Annotated in this window: 16 protein-coding genes; 3 read left to right on the plus strand and 13 right to left on the minus strand. The window is 70.1% G+C overall.

What is annotated here, in order from left to right:
- Window positions 1–61: 61 nt before the first annotated feature.
- Window positions 62–1108, minus strand: a complete 1047-nt coding sequence (locus tag BJ975_RS12195; protein WP_269305414.1) for a BMP family lipoprotein — start codon at window positions 1106–1108, stop codon at window positions 62–64.
- A 161-nt stretch (window positions 1109–1269) separates the two neighbouring features.
- On the opposite strand from BJ975_RS12195, the gene BJ975_RS12200 reads away from it, so the two are divergent.
- Window positions 1270–1743 (plus strand): universal stress protein, encoded by a 474-nt coding sequence (locus BJ975_RS12200; protein WP_179426274.1) that lies wholly within the window; start codon window positions 1270–1272, stop codon window positions 1741–1743.
- Window positions 1744–1762: 19 nt separating this feature from the next.
- Here BJ975_RS12200 and BJ975_RS12205 read toward each other — a convergent pair whose 3' ends face one another.
- Together BJ975_RS12205 and BJ975_RS12210 are read right to left on the minus strand one after the other, a co-directional pair.
- Window positions 1763–2929 (minus strand): amidohydrolase, encoded by a 1167-nt coding sequence (locus tag BJ975_RS12205; protein ID WP_179426276.1) that lies wholly within the window; start codon window positions 2927–2929, stop codon window positions 1763–1765.
- 129 nt (window positions 2930–3058) lie between these two features.
- Window positions 3059–3604, minus strand: a complete 546-nt coding sequence (locus tag BJ975_RS12210; protein WP_179426278.1) for a CGNR zinc finger domain-containing protein — start codon at window positions 3602–3604, stop codon at window positions 3059–3061.
- Window positions 3605–3642: 38 nt separating this feature from the next.
- On the opposite strand from BJ975_RS12210, the gene BJ975_RS12215 reads away from it, so the two are divergent.
- Window positions 3643–4647, plus strand: a complete 1005-nt coding sequence (locus BJ975_RS12215; RefSeq protein ID WP_179426280.1) for an EamA family transporter — start codon at window positions 3643–3645, stop codon at window positions 4645–4647.
- Here the strand turns inward: BJ975_RS12215 and BJ975_RS12220 are convergent.
- The 10 genes from BJ975_RS12220 to BJ975_RS12265 form a co-directional block, all read right to left on the minus strand.
- Entirely contained in the window at window positions 4579–5877 is a 1299-nt protein-coding gene (locus BJ975_RS12220) for an MFS transporter (RefSeq protein WP_179426282.1), read from the minus strand. The genes BJ975_RS12215 and BJ975_RS12220 overlap by 69 nt on opposite strands.
- The gene (locus BJ975_RS12225) at window positions 5874–6290 is read right to left on the minus strand and encodes a MarR family transcriptional regulator (protein ID WP_179426284.1); all 417 of its coding nucleotides are present in this window, start codon (window positions 6288–6290) and stop codon (window positions 5874–5876) included. Before BJ975_RS12225 ends, BJ975_RS12220 begins: the two co-directional genes overlap by 4 nt.
- A gap of 102 nt (window positions 6291–6392) precedes the next feature.
- Window positions 6393–7724 carry a hypothetical protein gene (locus BJ975_RS12230; protein ID WP_179426286.1) on the minus strand — a complete coding sequence of 444 codons (1332 nt, stop codon included), beginning with the start codon at window positions 7722–7724 and terminating at the stop codon, window positions 6393–6395.
- Between the two features lie 4 nt (window positions 7725–7728).
- A complete protein-coding gene (locus BJ975_RS12235) occupies window positions 7729–9063 on the minus strand; it encodes a hypothetical protein (protein WP_179426288.1) in 1335 nt (444 codons plus the stop codon).
- A 73-nt stretch (window positions 9064–9136) separates the two neighbouring features.
- Window positions 9137–10480 (minus strand): hypothetical protein, encoded by a 1344-nt coding sequence (locus tag BJ975_RS12240; RefSeq protein ID WP_179426290.1) that lies wholly within the window; start codon window positions 10478–10480, stop codon window positions 9137–9139.
- 16 nt (window positions 10481–10496) lie between these two features.
- Window positions 10497–11867: a hypothetical protein gene (locus tag BJ975_RS12245; RefSeq protein WP_179426292.1), complete on the minus strand. Its 1371-nt coding sequence runs from the start codon at window positions 11865–11867 to the stop codon at window positions 10497–10499.
- Between the two features lie 16 nt (window positions 11868–11883).
- On the minus strand, window positions 11884–12975 hold the full coding sequence (locus BJ975_RS12250) for a hypothetical protein (protein WP_179426294.1): 1092 nt from the start codon (window positions 12973–12975) through the stop codon (window positions 11884–11886).
- Between the two features lie 130 nt (window positions 12976–13105).
- Window positions 13106–13846 (minus strand): succinate dehydrogenase/fumarate reductase iron-sulfur subunit, encoded by a 741-nt coding sequence (locus BJ975_RS12255; protein ID WP_179426296.1) that lies wholly within the window; start codon window positions 13844–13846, stop codon window positions 13106–13108.
- A complete protein-coding gene (locus BJ975_RS12260) occupies window positions 13843–15795 on the minus strand; it encodes a fumarate reductase/succinate dehydrogenase flavoprotein subunit (RefSeq protein WP_179426298.1) in 1953 nt (650 codons plus the stop codon). The genes BJ975_RS12255 and BJ975_RS12260 overlap by 4 nt, the downstream gene beginning before the upstream one ends.
- 13 nt (window positions 15796–15808) lie before the next feature.
- Entirely contained in the window at window positions 15809–16480 is a 672-nt protein-coding gene (locus BJ975_RS12265; protein ID WP_325064614.1) for a succinate dehydrogenase cytochrome b subunit, read from the minus strand.
- Window positions 16481–16606: 126 nt separating this feature from the next.
- Between BJ975_RS12265 and BJ975_RS12270 the strand changes: the two genes are divergently transcribed.
- Window positions 16607–17485 carry a LysR family transcriptional regulator gene (locus BJ975_RS12270; protein ID WP_179426300.1) on the plus strand — a complete coding sequence of 293 codons (879 nt, stop codon included), beginning with the start codon at window positions 16607–16609 and terminating at the stop codon, window positions 17483–17485.

The following is a 17485-nucleotide window of genomic DNA, read 5'->3' on the forward strand; positions in this document are numbered from 1 at the left end:
GGCCCGGCCCCACGCTATCGCGCAGGGCCGGGCCGCGGGCCTCAGTGCTTCGAGGACACGCTCACTTCGAGGGCACCGTGATGGTGCCGTCGATGATCTGCTGCTTGTACTCGTCCAGCTTCTCCTTGATGTCGTCGACGTGACCACCGGTGGTGGAGTAGCCGACGCCGTCGACCTTGAGGTCGTAGACCTGCGGGCCGGTCTTGATGTCGCCCGCCTCGACGCCCTTGAGGAAGTCGAAGACCGCGACGTCGATGTTCTTCGTCATCGAGGTCAGGATGCTGTCGCGCACCGACTCGTCGGCGGTCTTGGCCTGGTCGGAGTCGACGCCGATGGCCCACTTGCCCGCGTCGGTGGCCGCCTGGAAGACGCCGCCGCCCGAGCCGCCGGCGGCGTGGTAGACGACGTCGGCCTCCTTCTCGAACATGCCGGTGGCGGCCGTGTTGCCCTTGGCCGGGTCACCGAAGCCGCTGAAGTCCGGCGGCGTGGTCAGGTAGACCGACTGGACCTTGATGTCGGGGTTGACGGCCTTGGCGCCGGCCTTGTAGCCCGCCTCGAACTTGTGGATCAGCTCGGTGTCGACACCGCCGACGAAGCCGACCGTGCCGGTCTCGGACTTGAGCGCGGCAGCCGCGCCGACCAGGAACGAGCCCTGCTCCTCGGCGAACAGCAGGTTGGTGACGTTGTCCGCGGCGACGGCGTCGTCGACGATCGCGAAGTTCACGTCGGGGTTGGCCTTGGAGATCTTGCCCACGGCGGCGGAGTAGGCGAAGCCCACGGCGACGACCGGGTTGTAGCCGGCATCGACCAGCTGCTGGAGACGCTCCTCGCGAGCCGACTCGGGCTCGCCGTCCTGCGCCTCGGCGTCCTTGACCTCGAAGCCCAGCTCGCACGCGGCCTTGTCGAGGCCCTTGGCGGCCGAGTCGTTGAAGGACTGGTCACCACGACCACCGACGTCGAAGGCCATGCCGACCTTGATGTCGCCCTTCTCGACGCAGTCCTCGCCAGCGGCGCTCTCGTCGTCGGTGCTCTTCTTCGAGCAGCCGGCTCCGGCGAAGACCAGGGCGGTCACGGCGGCCGCTGCGGTCAGCTTGTTCAATCGACGCACTTTTCCTCCTCAAGGGCTGCGCCCGACACGAGGGGCGCACGCGATGTCAGGACGACCCTAAGTGCTCGGAGGGCGACCTCGGACCGAGTCGGGTCCGACGAGGGCAACTGTCACCGAACCGTAATCAAAAGCCCGGCCCCCGAGGGTCCTAGGATCAGGACATGCCCTTCTCCGGACCCATCGTCGTCGGCCACGACGGCTCCTCCTTCGCCGACCAGGCCCTGCGCTGGGCGCTCGTGCTGGCCGAGCGCGCCCACATGCCGGTCACGATCGTGCGCGCGTGGACGATGCGCACCGCACCCAAGCCCAAGACGCACGAGTTCGGCTACGTGCCGCCGGCGTCGGACTACGCCGACGCGGTGCGCGAGCGCCTCGAGGAGCAGACCCGCGAGCTGCTGGCGGAGCACCCGGACGTCGAGGTGACGCTGAAGGTCGAGCGCGGCCAGCCCGCCACCGTGGTGGTCGAGGCCAGCGAGGGCGCGTCGCTGCTCGTCGTGGGTCCGCGAGGCCTCGGCGGCTTCAAGGGCCTCATGCTCGGCTCGGTCAGCGAGCACGCCGTGGGCTCGGCCCCGTGCCCCGTGGTGGTCGTGCGCGGCGCCGACGAGGACCCGGCGCAGTCCGAGCCCGAGGCCTGACCGCTCCCCCGCCGACGGGTCAGGCGATCGCGGCGTTGGCGAGCACGAGGGCGCCGACCGCGATCGCGCGCTCGTCGACGCGCAGGTTGCCCTGGTGCAGGTCGTACGTGGGACCACCCGGCGTGCGGGTGCCCAGGCGCGCCATCGTGCCGGGCAGCGTCTCGACGTACCAGGCGAAGTCCTCGCCGCCGAGGCTCTGCGCCGTGGTGGCCACGCCCTCGGGACCGAGCGCGGCGGTCACGGCGTGGCGCAGGCGCTCGGTGACGGCGAAGTCGTTGACCACCGGCGGCACGCCGCGCGTGTAGGTGAGGTCGACGCCCACGCCGAACGGCTCGACGATGTCGGCGATGATGCCGCGCACGAGGTGCTCGGCGTCGTGCCAGGCGGCGGCGTCGAGCATCCGCAGGGTGCCCTTGAGCTCGCCGACGGCGGGGATGACGTTGGCCGCGTTGCCGGCGCTGACCTGACCCCAGACGAGGCTCGCGCCCGCACGCGGGTCGAAGCGGCGCGAGAGCACGGCGGGCAGCTGGGTGATGAGGCTGCCGAGCGCGAACGTGAGGTCCTCGGTGAGGTGCGGGCGCGACGTGTGGCCGCCGCGGCCGTTGAGGACGACGTGGATCTGGTCGGACGCGCCGGTGATCGCGCCCTCGCGGATGCCCACGCGGCCCACGTCGAGCGACGGGTCGCAGTGCAGGGCGAAGATGCGGCTCACGCCGGCCAGGACGCCGTCGGACAGCAGTCGCAGTGCGCCGCCGGGCATGACCTCCTCGGCGGGCTGGAAGATCAGGCGGACGCGGTAGGGCAGGCCGATCGCGCGGTCCGCGGCGGCGAGCGCGGTGGCCGCGCCGATGAGCGCCGAGACGTGGACGTCGTGGCCGCAGGCATGCGCGACGCCCGGGTTCTTCGACCGCCAGGGGTCCTGTGTGGTGTCGAGGATCGGCAGCGCGTCGAGGTCGGCGCGCAGGGCCACGATGGGGCCGCCGCTCGGGCCGATGTCGACCGACAGGCCGGTGCCGTCGAAGCGCTGGGGGCTCAGGCCGAGCTTGTCCATCCACGCGTACACGAGGTCGGTGGTGCGCTCCTCCTGCCAGGACAGCTCGGGAAACGCGTGGAGGTCACGCCTCAGCTCGATGAGGTCGGGGGTCGCCGTCTCCACGGCGCGTGCGATGTGTTCCTGGAGCGTCATGACCTGTCCACTCTACGCCGCTCGACCCACCGGGGCCGGGCATCTCAGATCGAGGACACCGCGCGACTTCGCGAGGTTTCCTGTCACTTCACGAGGGTTGCAAACCTCGCGAAGTGACAGTTTCCCCGGTTAACCGGGGAAACTGTCACCCTGCCGAGCCCGGTAGGCGGCCTGCGCCTCGCGGTTGCCGCAGGTGGTGCTGCAGAACTTGCGGGAGCGGTTGCGGGAGAAGTCGACGACGACGCCGTCGCAGTCGGAGGCGGCGCAGATGCTCAGGCGCTCCATCTCGTCGGCGCGGATGACGTCGATCATCGCCATCGCCGTCTCGACGAGCACGCGCTCGTGCAGCGGTCGGTCGTCGGCGATGGCGTGGACGTGCCAGTCGAGCCGGTCGTGACGGACCAGCCGCGGGACGGCCTGCTGCTCGGCCAGGATCGCGTTGACGAGGTCGACGGCAGCGGCACGGTCGGCGCGCAGCAGCTCGCGCAGCCGGGGACGGATGTCGCGCACCGCCTCGAGGTCGGCCCGCGTGCGCGGCCGGGCGCCGGTGTAGCCCCAGCGGTCGAAGAACTCGGTGAGGTCGGACGGGGTCTCGAGCGTGTCGGGCTCCAGGGCCGAGTTGGCCAGCTCGGAGGCTGCGCCGAGGGCGTCGCTCACGTCAGGAGTGAAGACCATGTTGACACCTTACGACATGCGGTCTAGCGTCATGACCCATGAGCGTGGACACTCCTGACGCGGCCGTCGTCCGCCACACCCCCACCGGACTGCTCCTCGCGGTCACCTCGGCCCTGTCGTTCGGCACCTCCGGCACGATGGCCCGCGGCCTGATGGACGCCGGCTGGTCGCCCGGCGCCGCCTTCGCGGTGCGCGTCAGCCTCGCCGCACTCGTCCTCGCGATCCCGGGCCTGCTCGCGGTTCGCGGCCGCTACGGCCTGCTGCTCACGCACGCCCGCACGATCGTGCTCTACGGCCTGTCGGCGGTGGTCTGCGCGCAGCTCTTCTACTTCATGGCCGTGCAGCGGCTCGACGTCGGCATCGCCCTGCTGATCGAGTACACCGCGCCCGTCGCGGTGGTACTTTGGATGTGGCTCGCGCACGGCCAGCGCCCGGGGCGGTTCACCCTGATCGGCGCCGTCGTGGCCGCCGTCGGCTTGGCGCTGCTGCTCGACGTCTTCGGTGGCGCCGAGCTCGACCTGATCGGCGTGATGCTCGCGCTCGTCGCCATGGCGGGCGCCGCCGCATACTTCGTGATGTCCGCCGACGACTCCAGCGGCCTGCCGCCGCTGACGCTCGCCGCGGGCGGCCTCGTCGTCGCGTCGGTGACGTTCTGGATCGTCGCGGCCACGGGCCTGCTGCCCCTCACGATGACCAAGGAGCAGGTCACGTTCGCCACCGGCTCGGTTCCGTGGTGGGTGCCGGTGCTCGTGCTGGGCTTCGTCGCCGCCGCCCTCGCCTACGGCACCGGCATCGCCGCGGCCCGCCACCTCGGCGGGCGGCTCGCGTCCTTCGTGGCCCTCACCGAGGTCGCGGCCGGCCTGGGGTTCGCCTGGGTCCTGCTCGACCAGGTGCCCAAGCCCCTCCAGCTGGTCGGCGCGCTGCTGATCCTCGGCGGCATCGTGGTGGTCAAGCTCGGCGAGCGTGAGGTGGTCTCAGTCGGCGGCGACCAGGACCTCCTCGTCGAGCCGCTGCCGGCGCAGGAGCCTCCGCACCGCGGGTGAGACCCGGCCGCGGGCCGACAGGTGGTGCGTGCGGGCGTAGAGCGCCGCGGCGACGCCCACGCCGAGCGCGGACAGCGCACCGCCCACGATCATCGTCCAGCGCGCGCCGAACGCCTCGCCGATCCAGCCGATCAGCGGCGCCCCGAGCGGCGTGCCGCCCATGAACACCATGAGGTAGAGCGCCGCCACGCGGCCGCGCATCTGCGGGGTGGACGTCAGCTGGATGAGGCCGTTGGCCGACGTGACCATCGTCAGCGACGACAGTCCGAGCAGGGGCAGGACGAGCGCGAACGTGAGGTAGCTCGGCATGAGGCCGGCGAGGATCTCGCCGATGCCGAAGGTCATGCCGGCGACCACGACGAACAGCAGTCGCGGCCGCGTGCGGCGAGCCGCCAGCAGCGCACCCGCCAGCGAGCCGATCGCCAGGACCGAGCCGAGGATGCCGTACTCGCTGGCGCCCTTGCCGTAGACCTCGGTGGCCATCAGTGCGGACGTCATCTGGAAGTTCATCCCGAACGTGCCGACGAAGAACACGCAGGTCAGCAGTAGCACGAGGTCGGGTCGGGAGCGGACGTACCGCACGCCCTCGCGCACGGCGCCCTTGCGGCTGCCGGACACGGGCGAGGGTCGCAGCCGTCGCGTGTCGAGCGAGCTCAGCGACGCGATCACCGCGAGGTAGCTGGCGGCGTTCACGAGGATGACCCAGCCGGTCGCCTCGGCGCCGCTGCCGAGCCACGCGATCAGCAGGCCGGCCAGCGCGGGACCGATCATGCGGGCGGTGTTGAAGGACGCCGAGTTCAGGCCGACGGCGTTGGGCAGGTCCTCCTGCCCGACCATCTCGGCCACGAACGACTGGCGCGCGGGCGCGTCGAAGGCCGTGCCGACGCCGAACACGAAGGCGATGACGTAGACGTGCCAGGCCTCCACCGTCCCGGTGACGGCGAGCATGCCGAGCACCGCCGCAGGGATCGCCATCGCGAGCTGGGTGCACTTGAGCACCTGCTGCTTGGGGAACCGGTCGGCGACGACGCCGGCGACCGGGCTGAACAGCAGGGCGGGCAGCAGCTGCAGACCCGTCGTGATGCCCAGGGCGGTGCCGCTGCCGGTGAGGACGAGGATCAGCCAGTCCTGCGCGACGCGCTGCATCCAGGTGCCGACGTTCGACACCAGGGCGCCCATCGCATAGACGCGGTAGTTGCGGATCGAGAGGCTGCGGAAGGTGGGGCTCACGCGTCGTCCTCCGCGAGCCTGACCAGAAGGTCGGTGGCATCCCGGAGACGTGCGCGCTCGTCGGAGGTGAGGGAGGTCAGGCGGCTGTCGAGCCACAGGTCGCGGCGCTGGCGCTCCTCGGCGAGGACCTTCTCGCCGAGGTCGGACATCGAGATCAGGACCTGACGGCCGTCGTCGGGGTGGGGGTTCTTCAGGACGTAGGCGTCCTCGAGCAGGCACTTCAGGGTCCGGGCGACCGAGGGCTGGGACACGCGCTCGCGCGCGGCGATCTGGCTGGGCGTCGCGGACCCGAGGACGCGCACGGACCCCAGCACGGAGAGCTGGGTGGCGGTCAGGTCGGACTGGCGCTCCTGGCGCAGCCTTCGGTTGAGTCGGGCCACCGCCTGGGCGAGTCGCTGGGAGTCGGTGGGCATGTCCTTAGCATAGTTCATTAACCATGCTAAGGAAAGAGATCGCGATCACCCCCGGGCATGACGAAGGGCCCCGCCATTGCTGGCGGGCCCCTTCGAGACGACTCAGCGGATGGCGATCCTGGTCGACTTCGTCGCGGACGCGACTGAGGAGCTCCCCGACCAGCGGATCGTGTACGTGCGCTTGCCCTTCTTCTGCCGGTAGATCTTGATCGTCGCCCGGCCGTCGCGGACGTTCACGGTCTTGAGGCGCTTGCCCTTGGCGTAGACCGAAGCCTTCCCGTCGACCCGCTTGCGATCGACGCCCGGCGCATCGACCCTGATCGCGATGGCCGCCTTACGCTTGCCGGCCTTGGCCTTCACCGCGAGGGAACCCTGACTCCTGGCCACCACCTCGGGGGACGTGTGAGTGGGTCCCTCGTATCCGGTGAGGAGGGGCCGAGCGCGGAGGACGATCGAGCGGCCGACCTCAGCCGGAGTCACCGTGAAGGTGGGCCCTGTGGCCTCGAGGGTGTCGTACTCCCCTGCCCGAGTCGGGTCGCCGGTGTACCACTCGTAGACGATCGCCGACGGCGTCGGTGCGTACCTTCCCGGGACCGCGGTCATAGTGGCGCCGAGGCGCGCGGGGCCGGTGATCCTGGGAGCCGTCGCCACCGTGAAGTGCTTGGCAGGAGTCAGGGTGAGGTCGATCTCGTCGACATCGCCTGCGCGGAGGTCCACGGCCAGCGCCTGCTCTGCATTCAGGGTGCCGTACCGGCTGCCGTCCCAGTACGTCGTGAGCGCGACCGGAGCGGTCCCGAACTTGCACCCGAACTCTGGCAGGTCGGGGCACGGCGCCTGGCCGAACCGAAGACGAACCTCGTCGTACGGATGAGGGATCGACAGGACATAGACACCGGAGATGCTGACCGCACCATGGAGGATGTCCACCCACGTGCCGGAGTCGTAGGCCTGGACCGTGGCTCGGACTGGCATCTCGACATTCAGACCTCGGAGCGTGAACCCCTCGGCCGCGACCGTGCCGGAGATGGTGCGATTCGGCTTCACGAGCAGGTCCACTCCGGTGCGCGCGACCCCTTTCGAGACCGTCACGACTTTGAAGTCGGAGCTGCTGCTCAACTGACGCTCTGCGCGCACACGGTACGTACCAGGTGAGTCGACCGTGACGGTGTAGGTATGGCCTGGCCGCACCGCACGACTGGTCGCGGCCCAGACCCACGCCCCGGACGCGGTTCGGCGCTCCGCGGTCACGAAGAACGCCGCGTCGGTCGCCACTCCGGCGGACAGTGTCATCCGTCCGGAGATCGTCCCCCCGGCAGCAGGCGCTGACATGGCCGCATCACCGTGGGACAGGGTCGTCGCCCCGGCGGGCGCCATCAACAGGCTCGCGATGAGCGCGATGACTGCGACGAGCGCGGCGCGGATCACCGTCTTCATGACGTCAGCGGATGGCGATCTTGAACGACTTCTGGCTGGACACGATGACGCGATTGCCCGAGTAGCGCACCGTATACGTGCGCTTGCCCTTCTTCTGCCTGGCGACCTTGATCGTGGCCTTGCCATTCCTCACGTTCACGGTCTTGATCCGCTTGCCCTTGGCATAGATCGAGGCCTTGCCGTGAATCCGCGCCTGGCCAACGCCCGGCGCCTTGATGGCGATGGTGACCGTGGCCTTGCCCTTGCCCGGCTTGACCCTGTAGGCGAACGCGCTGCGCGCCCGTATCGTCCTCGGGGAGGCCAGCAGAACCGGGGCCTCGTATCCCAGGCGGGTCGGGGTGGCCCGGACGCTGATCTCCTGATCGACGTCTGCCTCGCGCACCCGGAACGTGCGGCCCGTCGCGCCGGGAATGGGGTACTCACCCCCGCCCGTGAACCATTGGTACTCCACCGCCGTGGGCGCGACCGGGACGAAGACGCCGGGGTTCGCCGTGAGAACGCTGCCGACGACGGCAGGTCCGGAGATCCACGCATCGCGCGTCGCGCGCAGCTGGACGGCCTTCTTCAGCGTGATGTCCCGCCCCGTGAGAGAGCCGCCACTCAGGTCGAGCAGCGTCGCGTCGGCCGCGGCGTAGACACCGTACGTCGTGCCGTTCCAGAACACGGTCTGCACCTCCCGCGCCGGGAGCTCCTCACAGTCGGCCACGACCTCCAAGTCGCACATGTCCTGCGAGAACTCCAGCCGAACGGCGTCGTAGAAGCCCGGCACGGCGATCGTGTAGGCGCCGTCGGGGCGGATCATCACGTCGGGCTCCTCGTCCCACGGCACCGGGTCGATCCGCGCGGCGACCTCCCACTGGCCGCCGAGACGACCGAAGGCCGTGACTCGCAACGACCTACTGCCCAAGGACGCGTGGTCGAACCCCTCCGTGGCGATGGTGCCCGAGATCGTCGGGTTCGCCTCCAGCACGACGTCGACGCCGGTGCGCTTCGTCCCCTTGGCGACCGAGACGGTGGCACTGGGCGCCGAGGTGAAGGTCGAGCCGACGCTCGCACGCACGTGATAGCTGCCGGTGGTGGGCGCCGACACGGTGTACGTGGCGCCGACCGTGGTGCGCTTCGCGGCGACCATCTCCCACGCGCCTCCGGCCGTGCGACGGTAGAGCCCGACGTAGAGCTCGCGCCCCGCCGGGACCGGGTCGGCGGCCGTCACGGTTCCGGAGACCGTCCCGACAGGGGCCGCGGCGGCCGCGCGTGGCGCGGCGTTCGCGGGCGCGATGAGCAGGCTCGCGGTGAGCGCGAGCAGTGCGACGACGATGCGCCGAGTGGTGGTGTTCATGGATCTCCCCGAAAACTCGCGGACTTGTACCGCTTTGCACACCCTAGGTCACGAGAGTGACATCGGACGACCCTCAGCGAATGGCGATCCGCAGTGAGGTGGTCGGCGACGTCACCAGGCGGTTTCCGGAGTACCGGATCGTGTACGTGCGCTTGCCCCGTGCCTGACGTGTGATCCTGATCGTGGCCTTGCCGTTCCTCACCTTCACCGTCTTGATCCGCTTGCCCTTGGCGTAGATCGAGGCCTTGCCGTGCAGCTGGGTCTTCGAGACGGCCGGCGCCGTGATCCGGAGCCTCACCGTCGCTCGTCCCTTGCCGGGCTTGGTCGTGACCGCGAGCCGGGCCGCGCTCTTCACCAGGTAGTAGCGGCTCTGCTGGACGGGCGCCTCGAAGCCGGAGCGGGCCGGCCACTCCTGGAGGGCGAGCCGGTGACCCAGCAGGCTCGCCGGCACGCGGTAGGTGCGTCCGCGGGCGAGGAGGCGGTCGGACCCGCGAACCTGGCCGATCCACTTGTAGTCGCGGGTCGTGGGTCCCGGGGCGTAGCTGCCGACGCGGGCCCTGACGACCTCGCCCACCCCGACCGTCCCGGCGATCCGAGGCTCCGCGACGGCACGCAGCTTCGTGGCGGCCTTCAGCGTGATGTCCTTGTCGACGACGGGTCCGGAGCGGACGTCGAGGTCGGCCGCGCCGGCGAAGGTCGGCCCTCCGTCCGGGGTGCCGTCCCAGTACGTCCGCGCGACCTCGGGCGCCAGACCGAAGCGGCGGCACGGTGCCCACGCGTCGCACACCGATTGGTAGAACTGGACGCGGACGGCCTCGTAGAAGCCCGGCACCGAGAATGAGTACCGACCGTCGTCTGCCACGAGCACGGGCGCGCCCTCGAAGGTGCCGAGTCGCGTACGGTCCCCGACGCGCTCCCAGTGGCCGTCGATGCGCCCCCACACATGGGCGTTCAGACCACGATCGTCGGCGTCCCCGCCGGGCTGCAGCAGCGCGAGGTCGAAGCCGTCGGCCGTGATCGTGCCCGAGACGGTCGGATCGGGGCGGATCGCGAGGTCGACTCCCGTCACGCGGGTGCCCTTCGAGACGGTGATCCGGCGGCTCGGCGTCGCGGAGTCGGAGAACGTCATCCCGGCGCGGACCTGGTAGGTGCCCGCGGTCGGGGCGCCCAGCGTGTAGGTCGAGCCCGCGCCCACGAGCGAGCTGGCGACCTCGACCCACTCCCCCTCGGCGCTCAGCCGTCGCAGCGAGACGTCGATGACCTTCCCGCCCGGGTAGCCCGCGGGAGCCGTGACCCGTCCGGAGATCGTGCCCACCGCCGCCCGGCTCGACGCCTGGGCCGTGCCGGACGGAGCGATGAGCAGGCTCGCGACGACGGCGAGCACGGCGACCACTGCGGCTCGGGTGGCGTTCTTCATCTCGGCTCTCCTCGTGTCAGCGGATGGCGATCTTGAGCGACTTCGCCGACGACGTGATGATCCGGTTGCCCGAATAGCGCACCGTGTACGTGCGCTTGCCCTTCTTCTGCTTCGCGATCGTGAAGGTCGCCTTCCCGTTCCGGACGTTCACCGTCTTGATCCGCTTGCCCTTGGCGTAGATCGACGCCTTGCCGTGGATCCGCGAGGTCGCCACGCCGGGCGCCTTGATCGCGATCGTCACCGTCGCCTTGCGCTTGCCGGGCTTGGCCTTCACCGCGAGCTTGCTCGACGTCTTGACCATCACGTAGGTCGACGCCAGCAGCGGGGCCTCGTGGCCCGCGCGACTCGCCGTCACGTGCACGAGGAGCTTCTGGTGCACGAGGCTGGGCGGCACCGTGAAGGTACGGCCGTGTCCGACGACCTCGTCCTGCTCGCCCTCCTGACCCACGGCGGACGACCGCCAGGTGTAGGTCGCTCCGGTCGCGGTCGGCACGTGGGAGCCGACGCGTGCGGTCAGCACCTTCCCCGGGGCGGCGACCCCGGTGATGGTCGGTCGCGCGGTGGCACGAAGCCGCGGCGCCGCCTGCAAGGTGATGTTCTTGTCCACGACCGAGCCCGCCGACACGTCGATGTCTGCCGCGGCGGCCAGGTTTGCCGCTCCGGAGGGCGTGCCGTTCCAGAACGCGCGAAGCGCGACGGGCGTCGCACCGAAGTAATCCCCGCAGTCGACCGGCTCGACGCAGTGCGGCTGGTAGAACTGCAGCCGGATCGCGTCGAAGTACCCCGGCACCGGCACGGTGTACGCGCCGCTCTGGGTGTCGAGGTCCACCCAGGGACCCAAGTAGAGACCGCGTACCGTACTGGAGCCGTACGTCCCGTACGTGCCGCCGAACCGCTCCCAGTGCCCGTCGAGCAGGCCCCACACCGCCGCGCGCAGGCCGGCCCGGCCCTCGCTGAGGTCGGGCCGGAGCTCGGCCCGGTCGAAGCCGGACGCGGTGACGACGCCGTCGACGGTGGGGTTGGGCGCCATCGCCAGATCGACGCCGGTCACCTTCGTCCCGTTCGCGATCGCGATCGACCGCGAGGGTGCGGCGGCATGCGTCAGATCGATGTTCAGCCTCGCTCGTACGTGGTAGGTCCCGGCGGACGGAACGCGCACCGTGTAGGCACCTCGGAGGTCGGCCTCGACCGCTCCCACCTCGCTCCAGCCGCCGGTCGCCGAACGGCGGTGCAGCGTCACGGTGGCAGGGGCAGGCCCGGTCACCGTGCCGGAGATCGTGCCCACTGCCGCCCGGCTCGACGCCTGGGCCGTGCCGGAGGGCGCGATGAGCAGGCTCGCGACGACGGCGAGCACGGCGACCACTGCGGCTCGGGTGGCGTTCTTCATCTCGGCTCTCCTCGTGTCAGCGGATGGCGATCTTGAGCGACTTCGCCGACGACGTGATGATCCGGTTGCCCGAATAGCGCACCGTGTACGTGCGCTTGCCCTTCTTCTGCTTCGCGATCGTGAAGGTCGCCTTCCCGTTCCGGACGTTCACCGTCTTGATCCGCTTGCCCTTGGCGTAGATCGACGCCTTGCCGTGGATCCGCGAGGTCGCCACGCCGGGCGCCTTGATCGCGATCGTCACCGTCGCCTTGCGCTTGCCGGGCTTCGCCTTCACCGCGAATCGGCTGCGGCTCTTCACGAGCAGATCCGCCGTCTGCACGAGCGGAGCTTCGAACCCGATCCGCGACGGCTCGACTTCAAGGGCGAGTCTTCTGCCGAGGTGCGCGGACGTGACCCGGAACGTCCGTCCCGTTGCGACGGTCGGGTACGAGTACGTGTACTCCCCGTTGTCGTACTCGCGGAGGGCCCATCGGTACGTCACGGAGGACGCTGCGGGAGCGTAGGTGCCGGGCTGTGCGGTGAGCACCTGTCCGGGCGAGGCCACGCCCGTGATCCGGGGACGGCTCGTGACGCGGATCTTCTCGGAGAGCCGCATCGTGATGTTCCGGTCGACCGCGGACCCGGTCCGCAGGTCGATGGGCTGGGCCTCGTCGATCGTGAGGGCGCCGCCCGGGGTGCCGTCCCAGAAGACCGTCTGGAGCTCCGCGGCCGGGGTGTCCGGTGCGGCAGGGGGATAGGGGATCCCGTAGTCCTCCAGGTAGCGGAGCTGCCGGGCCTTCAGCCGGACGTCCTCGTACGCGACCTTGAAGGCGAGCGTGTACGAGCCGTCCGAGCGAATACCCAGCCCGTCGGCGCCGCCGCCGACGGTGCTCGTCTCGCTGACCTTCGTCCAGCGGCCGCCCACCCGCGCGTACGCCTGCACGACCAGGGGCTGCTCCATGCTGACGCCCGGGAACGAGTCGGGGCCTGCGTAGCCCTCCATGCTGACGGTGCCCGAGATCGTGGCCTCCGCGGCAGGGGCCGCGGAGGCGGTCGCCGCCGGCGCCATCATCAGGCCGGCGAGCAGCCCGAGGACCGCGAGAAGGACGGGTCGTGCGTGGTGCGTCATCAGTTTCCCCCTGAGGAAAGTCGGCGGCAGCGTGCCGCCCTCGCACCCTACGTCACACCGGTCTCCTCACGAGGGGGATGACGAAGGGGCCCACCTCGCGGTGGACCCCTTCATGCGACTCAGCCGCTGCTCAGGCCTTGGTGAGGGCGTTGCGCATGTCGCGGTAGAGGTGGCTGATGACGTCCAGCGGGATGCCCTTGGGGCACGCCGCGGCGCACTCGCCGATGTTGGTGCAGCCGCCGAAGCCCTCGTAGTCCATCTGCTCGACCATGCCGAGGACGCGCGAGTCACGCTCGGGCTGGCCCTGCGGCAGCAGGCCCAGGTGCGTGATCTTCGCGGCCGTGAACAGCATCGCCGAGCCGTTGGGGCACGCCGCGACACAGGCGCCGCAGCCGATGCAGGTGGCGGCCTCGAACGCGTGGTCCGCATCCTCCTTCGGCACGGGGATGTTGTTGGCCTCGGGCGCCGAGCCGGTGGGCGCGGTGATGTAGCCGCCGGCCTGGATGATGCGGTCGAACGCGCCACGGTCGACGACGAGGTCCTTGACGACCGGGAACGCCCCGGAGCGCCACGGCTCGATGTCGATGACGTCACCGTCGTGGAACGTGCGCATGTGCAGCTGGCACGTCGTGGTGACCTCGGGGCCGTGCGGGATGCCGTTGATCACGACGCCGCACGAGCCGCAGATGCCCTCGCGGCAGTCGGAGTCGAACGCCACCGGCTCCTGGCCCTCGAGCGTGAGCTGCTCGTTGAGGACGTCGAGCATCTCGAGGAACGACATGTCCTCGCTGACGTCGTCCAGGCCGTAGGTGACCATCTCACCCTTGGACTCGGCGTTCTTCTGACGCCAGATACGAACGGTGATCTTCACTTGTAGCTCCTGGCCTTCATCTCGACGTACTCGTACTCCAGCGGCTCCTTGTGCAGGACGGGCTGGTTGTCGGCGAACTCCCAGGCCGCCACGTAGGCGAACTGGTCGTCGTGGCGCAGGGCCTCGCCGTCCTCGGTCTGGCTCTCGGCGCGGAAGTGACCACCGCAGGACTCGTTGCGGTTCAGCGCGTCGATGCACATCAGCTCGCCGAGCTCGAAGAAGTCGGCCACGCGGTTGGCGCGCTCGAGCGTCTGGTTGAGCTCCTCGGCCTCGCCGGTGACCTTGACGTTGCTCCAGAACTCGGCCTTGAGGTCGCGGATCATCTGGATGGCCTTGATCAGGCCCTCCTCCGTGCGCTCCATGCCGCAGTAGTCCCACATGATCTGGCCGAGCTCCTTGTGGAAGGAGTCCACCGTGCGGGTGCCGTTGATGGAGAGCAGCTTCTCGACGCGCTCCTCGACCGCCTGGCGCGCCTCGACGACGCGCGGGTGGTCCTCGGGCACCGGCTCGTACGGCGCGTGCGACAGGTAGTTCGCCAGCGTGTACGGCAGCACGAAGTAGCCGTCGGCCAGGCCCTGCATCAGCGCCGAGGCGCCGAGGCGGTTGGCGCCGTGATCGGAGAAGTTCGCCTCGCCCGCCACGAACAGACCCGTGAGGTTGCTCTGCAGGTCGTAGTCGACCCAGAGGCCGCCCATCGTGTAGTGCACGGCCGGGTAGATGCGCATCGGACGCGTGTACGGGTCCTCGCCGGTGATCCGGGCGTACATGTCGAAGAGGTTGCCGTACTTGGCCTCGACGGCCGGGCGGCCGAGTCGCTCGATCGCCTCGGCGAAGTCCAGGTAGACGCCCAGGCCGCCGGGGCCGACGCCCTTGCCGGCGTCGCACTGGTACTTCGCGGCGCGCGACGCGATGTCACGCGGCACCAGGTTGCCGAACGCGGGGTAGATCCGCTCGAGGTAGTAGTCGCGCTCGTCCTCGGGGATCTCCGCGGGGTGGCGGTCGTCGCCGGCCTTCTTCGGCACCCAGATGCGGCCGTCGTTGCGCAGCGACTCGCTCATCAGCGTGAGCTTGCTCTGGTAGTCGCCCGAGACGGGGATGCAGGTGGGGTGGATCTGCGTGTAGCAGGGGTTCGCGAAGTAGGCGCCCTTGCGGTGCGCGCGCCACGTGGCCGTGACGTTCGAGCCCATGGCGTTCGTCGAGAGGAAGAAGACGTTGCCGTAGCCGCCGGTGGCCAGCACGACAGCGTCGGCCAGGTGCGTCTCGACCTCGCCGGTGAGCATGTCGCGGACGATGATGCCGCGGGCGCGCTCGGTGCCGTCGGCGTCGGGGACCATGATCAGCTCGAGCATCTCGTGGCGGGTGAACATCTCCACCGTGCCGAGGCCGATCTGGCGCTCGAGGGCCTGGTAGGCGCCGATCAGCAGCTGCTGGCCGGTCTGGCCGCGCGCGTAGAACGTACGCGACACCTGGACGCCGCCGAACGAGCGGTTGTCCAGCAGACCGCCGTACTCACGGGCGAACGGGACGCCCTGCGCGACGCACTGGTCGATGATGTTCACCGACACCTGCGCGAGGCGGTAGACGTTCGACTCGCGGGCGCGGAAGTCGCCGCCCTTGACCGTGTCGTAGAAGAGTCGGTAGATCGAGTCGCCGTCGTTGCGGTAGTTCTTCGCCGCGTTGATGCCGCCCTGGGCCGCGATGGAGTGCGCTCGACGGGGGCTGTCCTGGTAGCAGAACGACTTGACGTGGTAGCCGGCCTCGCCCAGCGTGGCCGCCGCGGAGGCGCCGGCCAGGCCGGTTCCCACGATGATCACGTTGAGCTTGCGGCGGTTGGCCGGGTTGACCAGGTTCATGTGCGCCCGGTGCTCGTCCCAGCGCTTCTCGATGGGGCCCGCCGGAGCGGCGGTGTCGCGGATCTCGTCGCCGACGACGTGAAAGTCCAAAGCCATGTTCGTGTCTCTCTCAGTCGACGAGCCCGAGCAGGATCGCCCAGGGCGGGATCAGGAAGCCGATGGTGATGACGCCCGCGATGATCCACGAGAGCGGAGTCAGGCGGGAGCCGGTGCGGGTGCCGCTGTGGTTGGCGCCGAGGGTGGTCAGAGCACTCCACACGCCGTGCCACAGGTGCAGGCCGACGGCCAGCAGCGCGATCGTGTAGGACAGCACGACCCACCAGATCTCGAAGCCGTTGACCACGCGGTCGTACGGGCTGTCGCTGGCGCCGCCCGGGTGGATCTGGTTCCCGGTCAGGTGCAGGAGGTGGTAGATCACGAACAGCAGGATCACGACGCCGCCCCACCGCAGGGTGAAGGAGGCGTAGCTGCGCTGGATGCCCCGGCTGCCGCGCGGCGAGTGGTAGCGCTTGCCACCGACGAAGCCCGCGGCCTTGCGGTTGCGGCGCCACAGGGTGACGGCGGCGTACGCGTGCCCGATGATCGAGCCGAGCAGCACGACGCGGATGATCCACAGGGCGCCGCTGTAGGGCAGGTAGGGCTCGCCCAGGGTGCGCAGGTGGTGCGAGTAGTCGTCGAACGCGCTCTGGCCGGCGAAGACCTTGAGGTTGCCGTACATGTGCAGGAGCAGGTAGCCGACCATGATCAGGCCGGTCACCGCCATCAGGAATTTCAGCGCCACCGTTGACCGCTGAGCGGGCAGGCGCGTCATCTGGGAAGTGGCCACGGCCACAGATTAGGCGCGTTCCTCGATTCACGCGAAGTCGAAGTAAGGCGAACTTTCATAGACATCGGCTATGGTTGCCCCGTGCAATTGCGCCACCTCGCCTACTTCGTGGCCGTCGCCGACGAGCGCAGCTTCACCCGCGCCGCCGACACCCTCGGCATCTCGCAGCCCACCCTGTCGAAGCAGATCCAGGCCCTGGAGAACTCGCTCGGCACCCGGCTGCTCGTCCGCGACCGCGCCGGGATCGAGCTCACCAGCGCCGGCGAGGCCCTGCTCCCCCACGCGCAGCGCATCCTCATCGAGGCCGACAACGCCACGCGCTCGGTGCACGAGGTCGCCTCGCTCCAGCGCGGGCGCGTGCGGATGGGCGCGACGCCGTCGATGGTCGAGGGCCTGCTGGCTCCTGTGCTGGGACGGTTCCGCGCCGAGCACCCCGCGATCGACCTCGAAGTGCACGAGGCCGGCTCGCGCGACCTCACCGCCGAGCTGTCCTCGGGCCGCATCGACCTGGCACTGCTGATCGTGCCGCTCGCGTCCCAGATCCCCGACCTCGAGACCTCGATCGTCTACACCGAGCGCCTCGTACTGGCCAGTCCCGCCGACTCCGACATGCCCGAGGAGATGGACGTGGCCGATCTCGCCGGGCTGCCGCTCGTGATGTTCCGCGAGGGCTACGACCTGCGCGACGTCACGCTGCGCGCGTGCCAGGCCGCCGGGTTCGAGCCGCGGCTGTCGGTGGAGGGCGGCGAGATGGGCTCGGTGCTGCGGTTCGTCGAGTCCGGGCTCGGCCACGCCGTCGTGCCCGACATCGTCATGGGCACGCGCACCGGGCTGCGGCGCACGCGGCTGGAGAACCCACCGCTCTCGCGCAGCATCGCGGTGGCACACCGGCCGCTGGAGACCCTGCCGCTCGCGGCCCGAGCGTTCCGCGCCACCTTGGTGGAGGCGCTCGAGAGCTGA

The sequence above is a fragment of the Aeromicrobium tamlense genome (assembly GCF_013408555.1).
Lineage (GTDB): Bacteria > Actinomycetota > Actinomycetes > Propionibacteriales > Nocardioidaceae > Aeromicrobium > Aeromicrobium tamlense.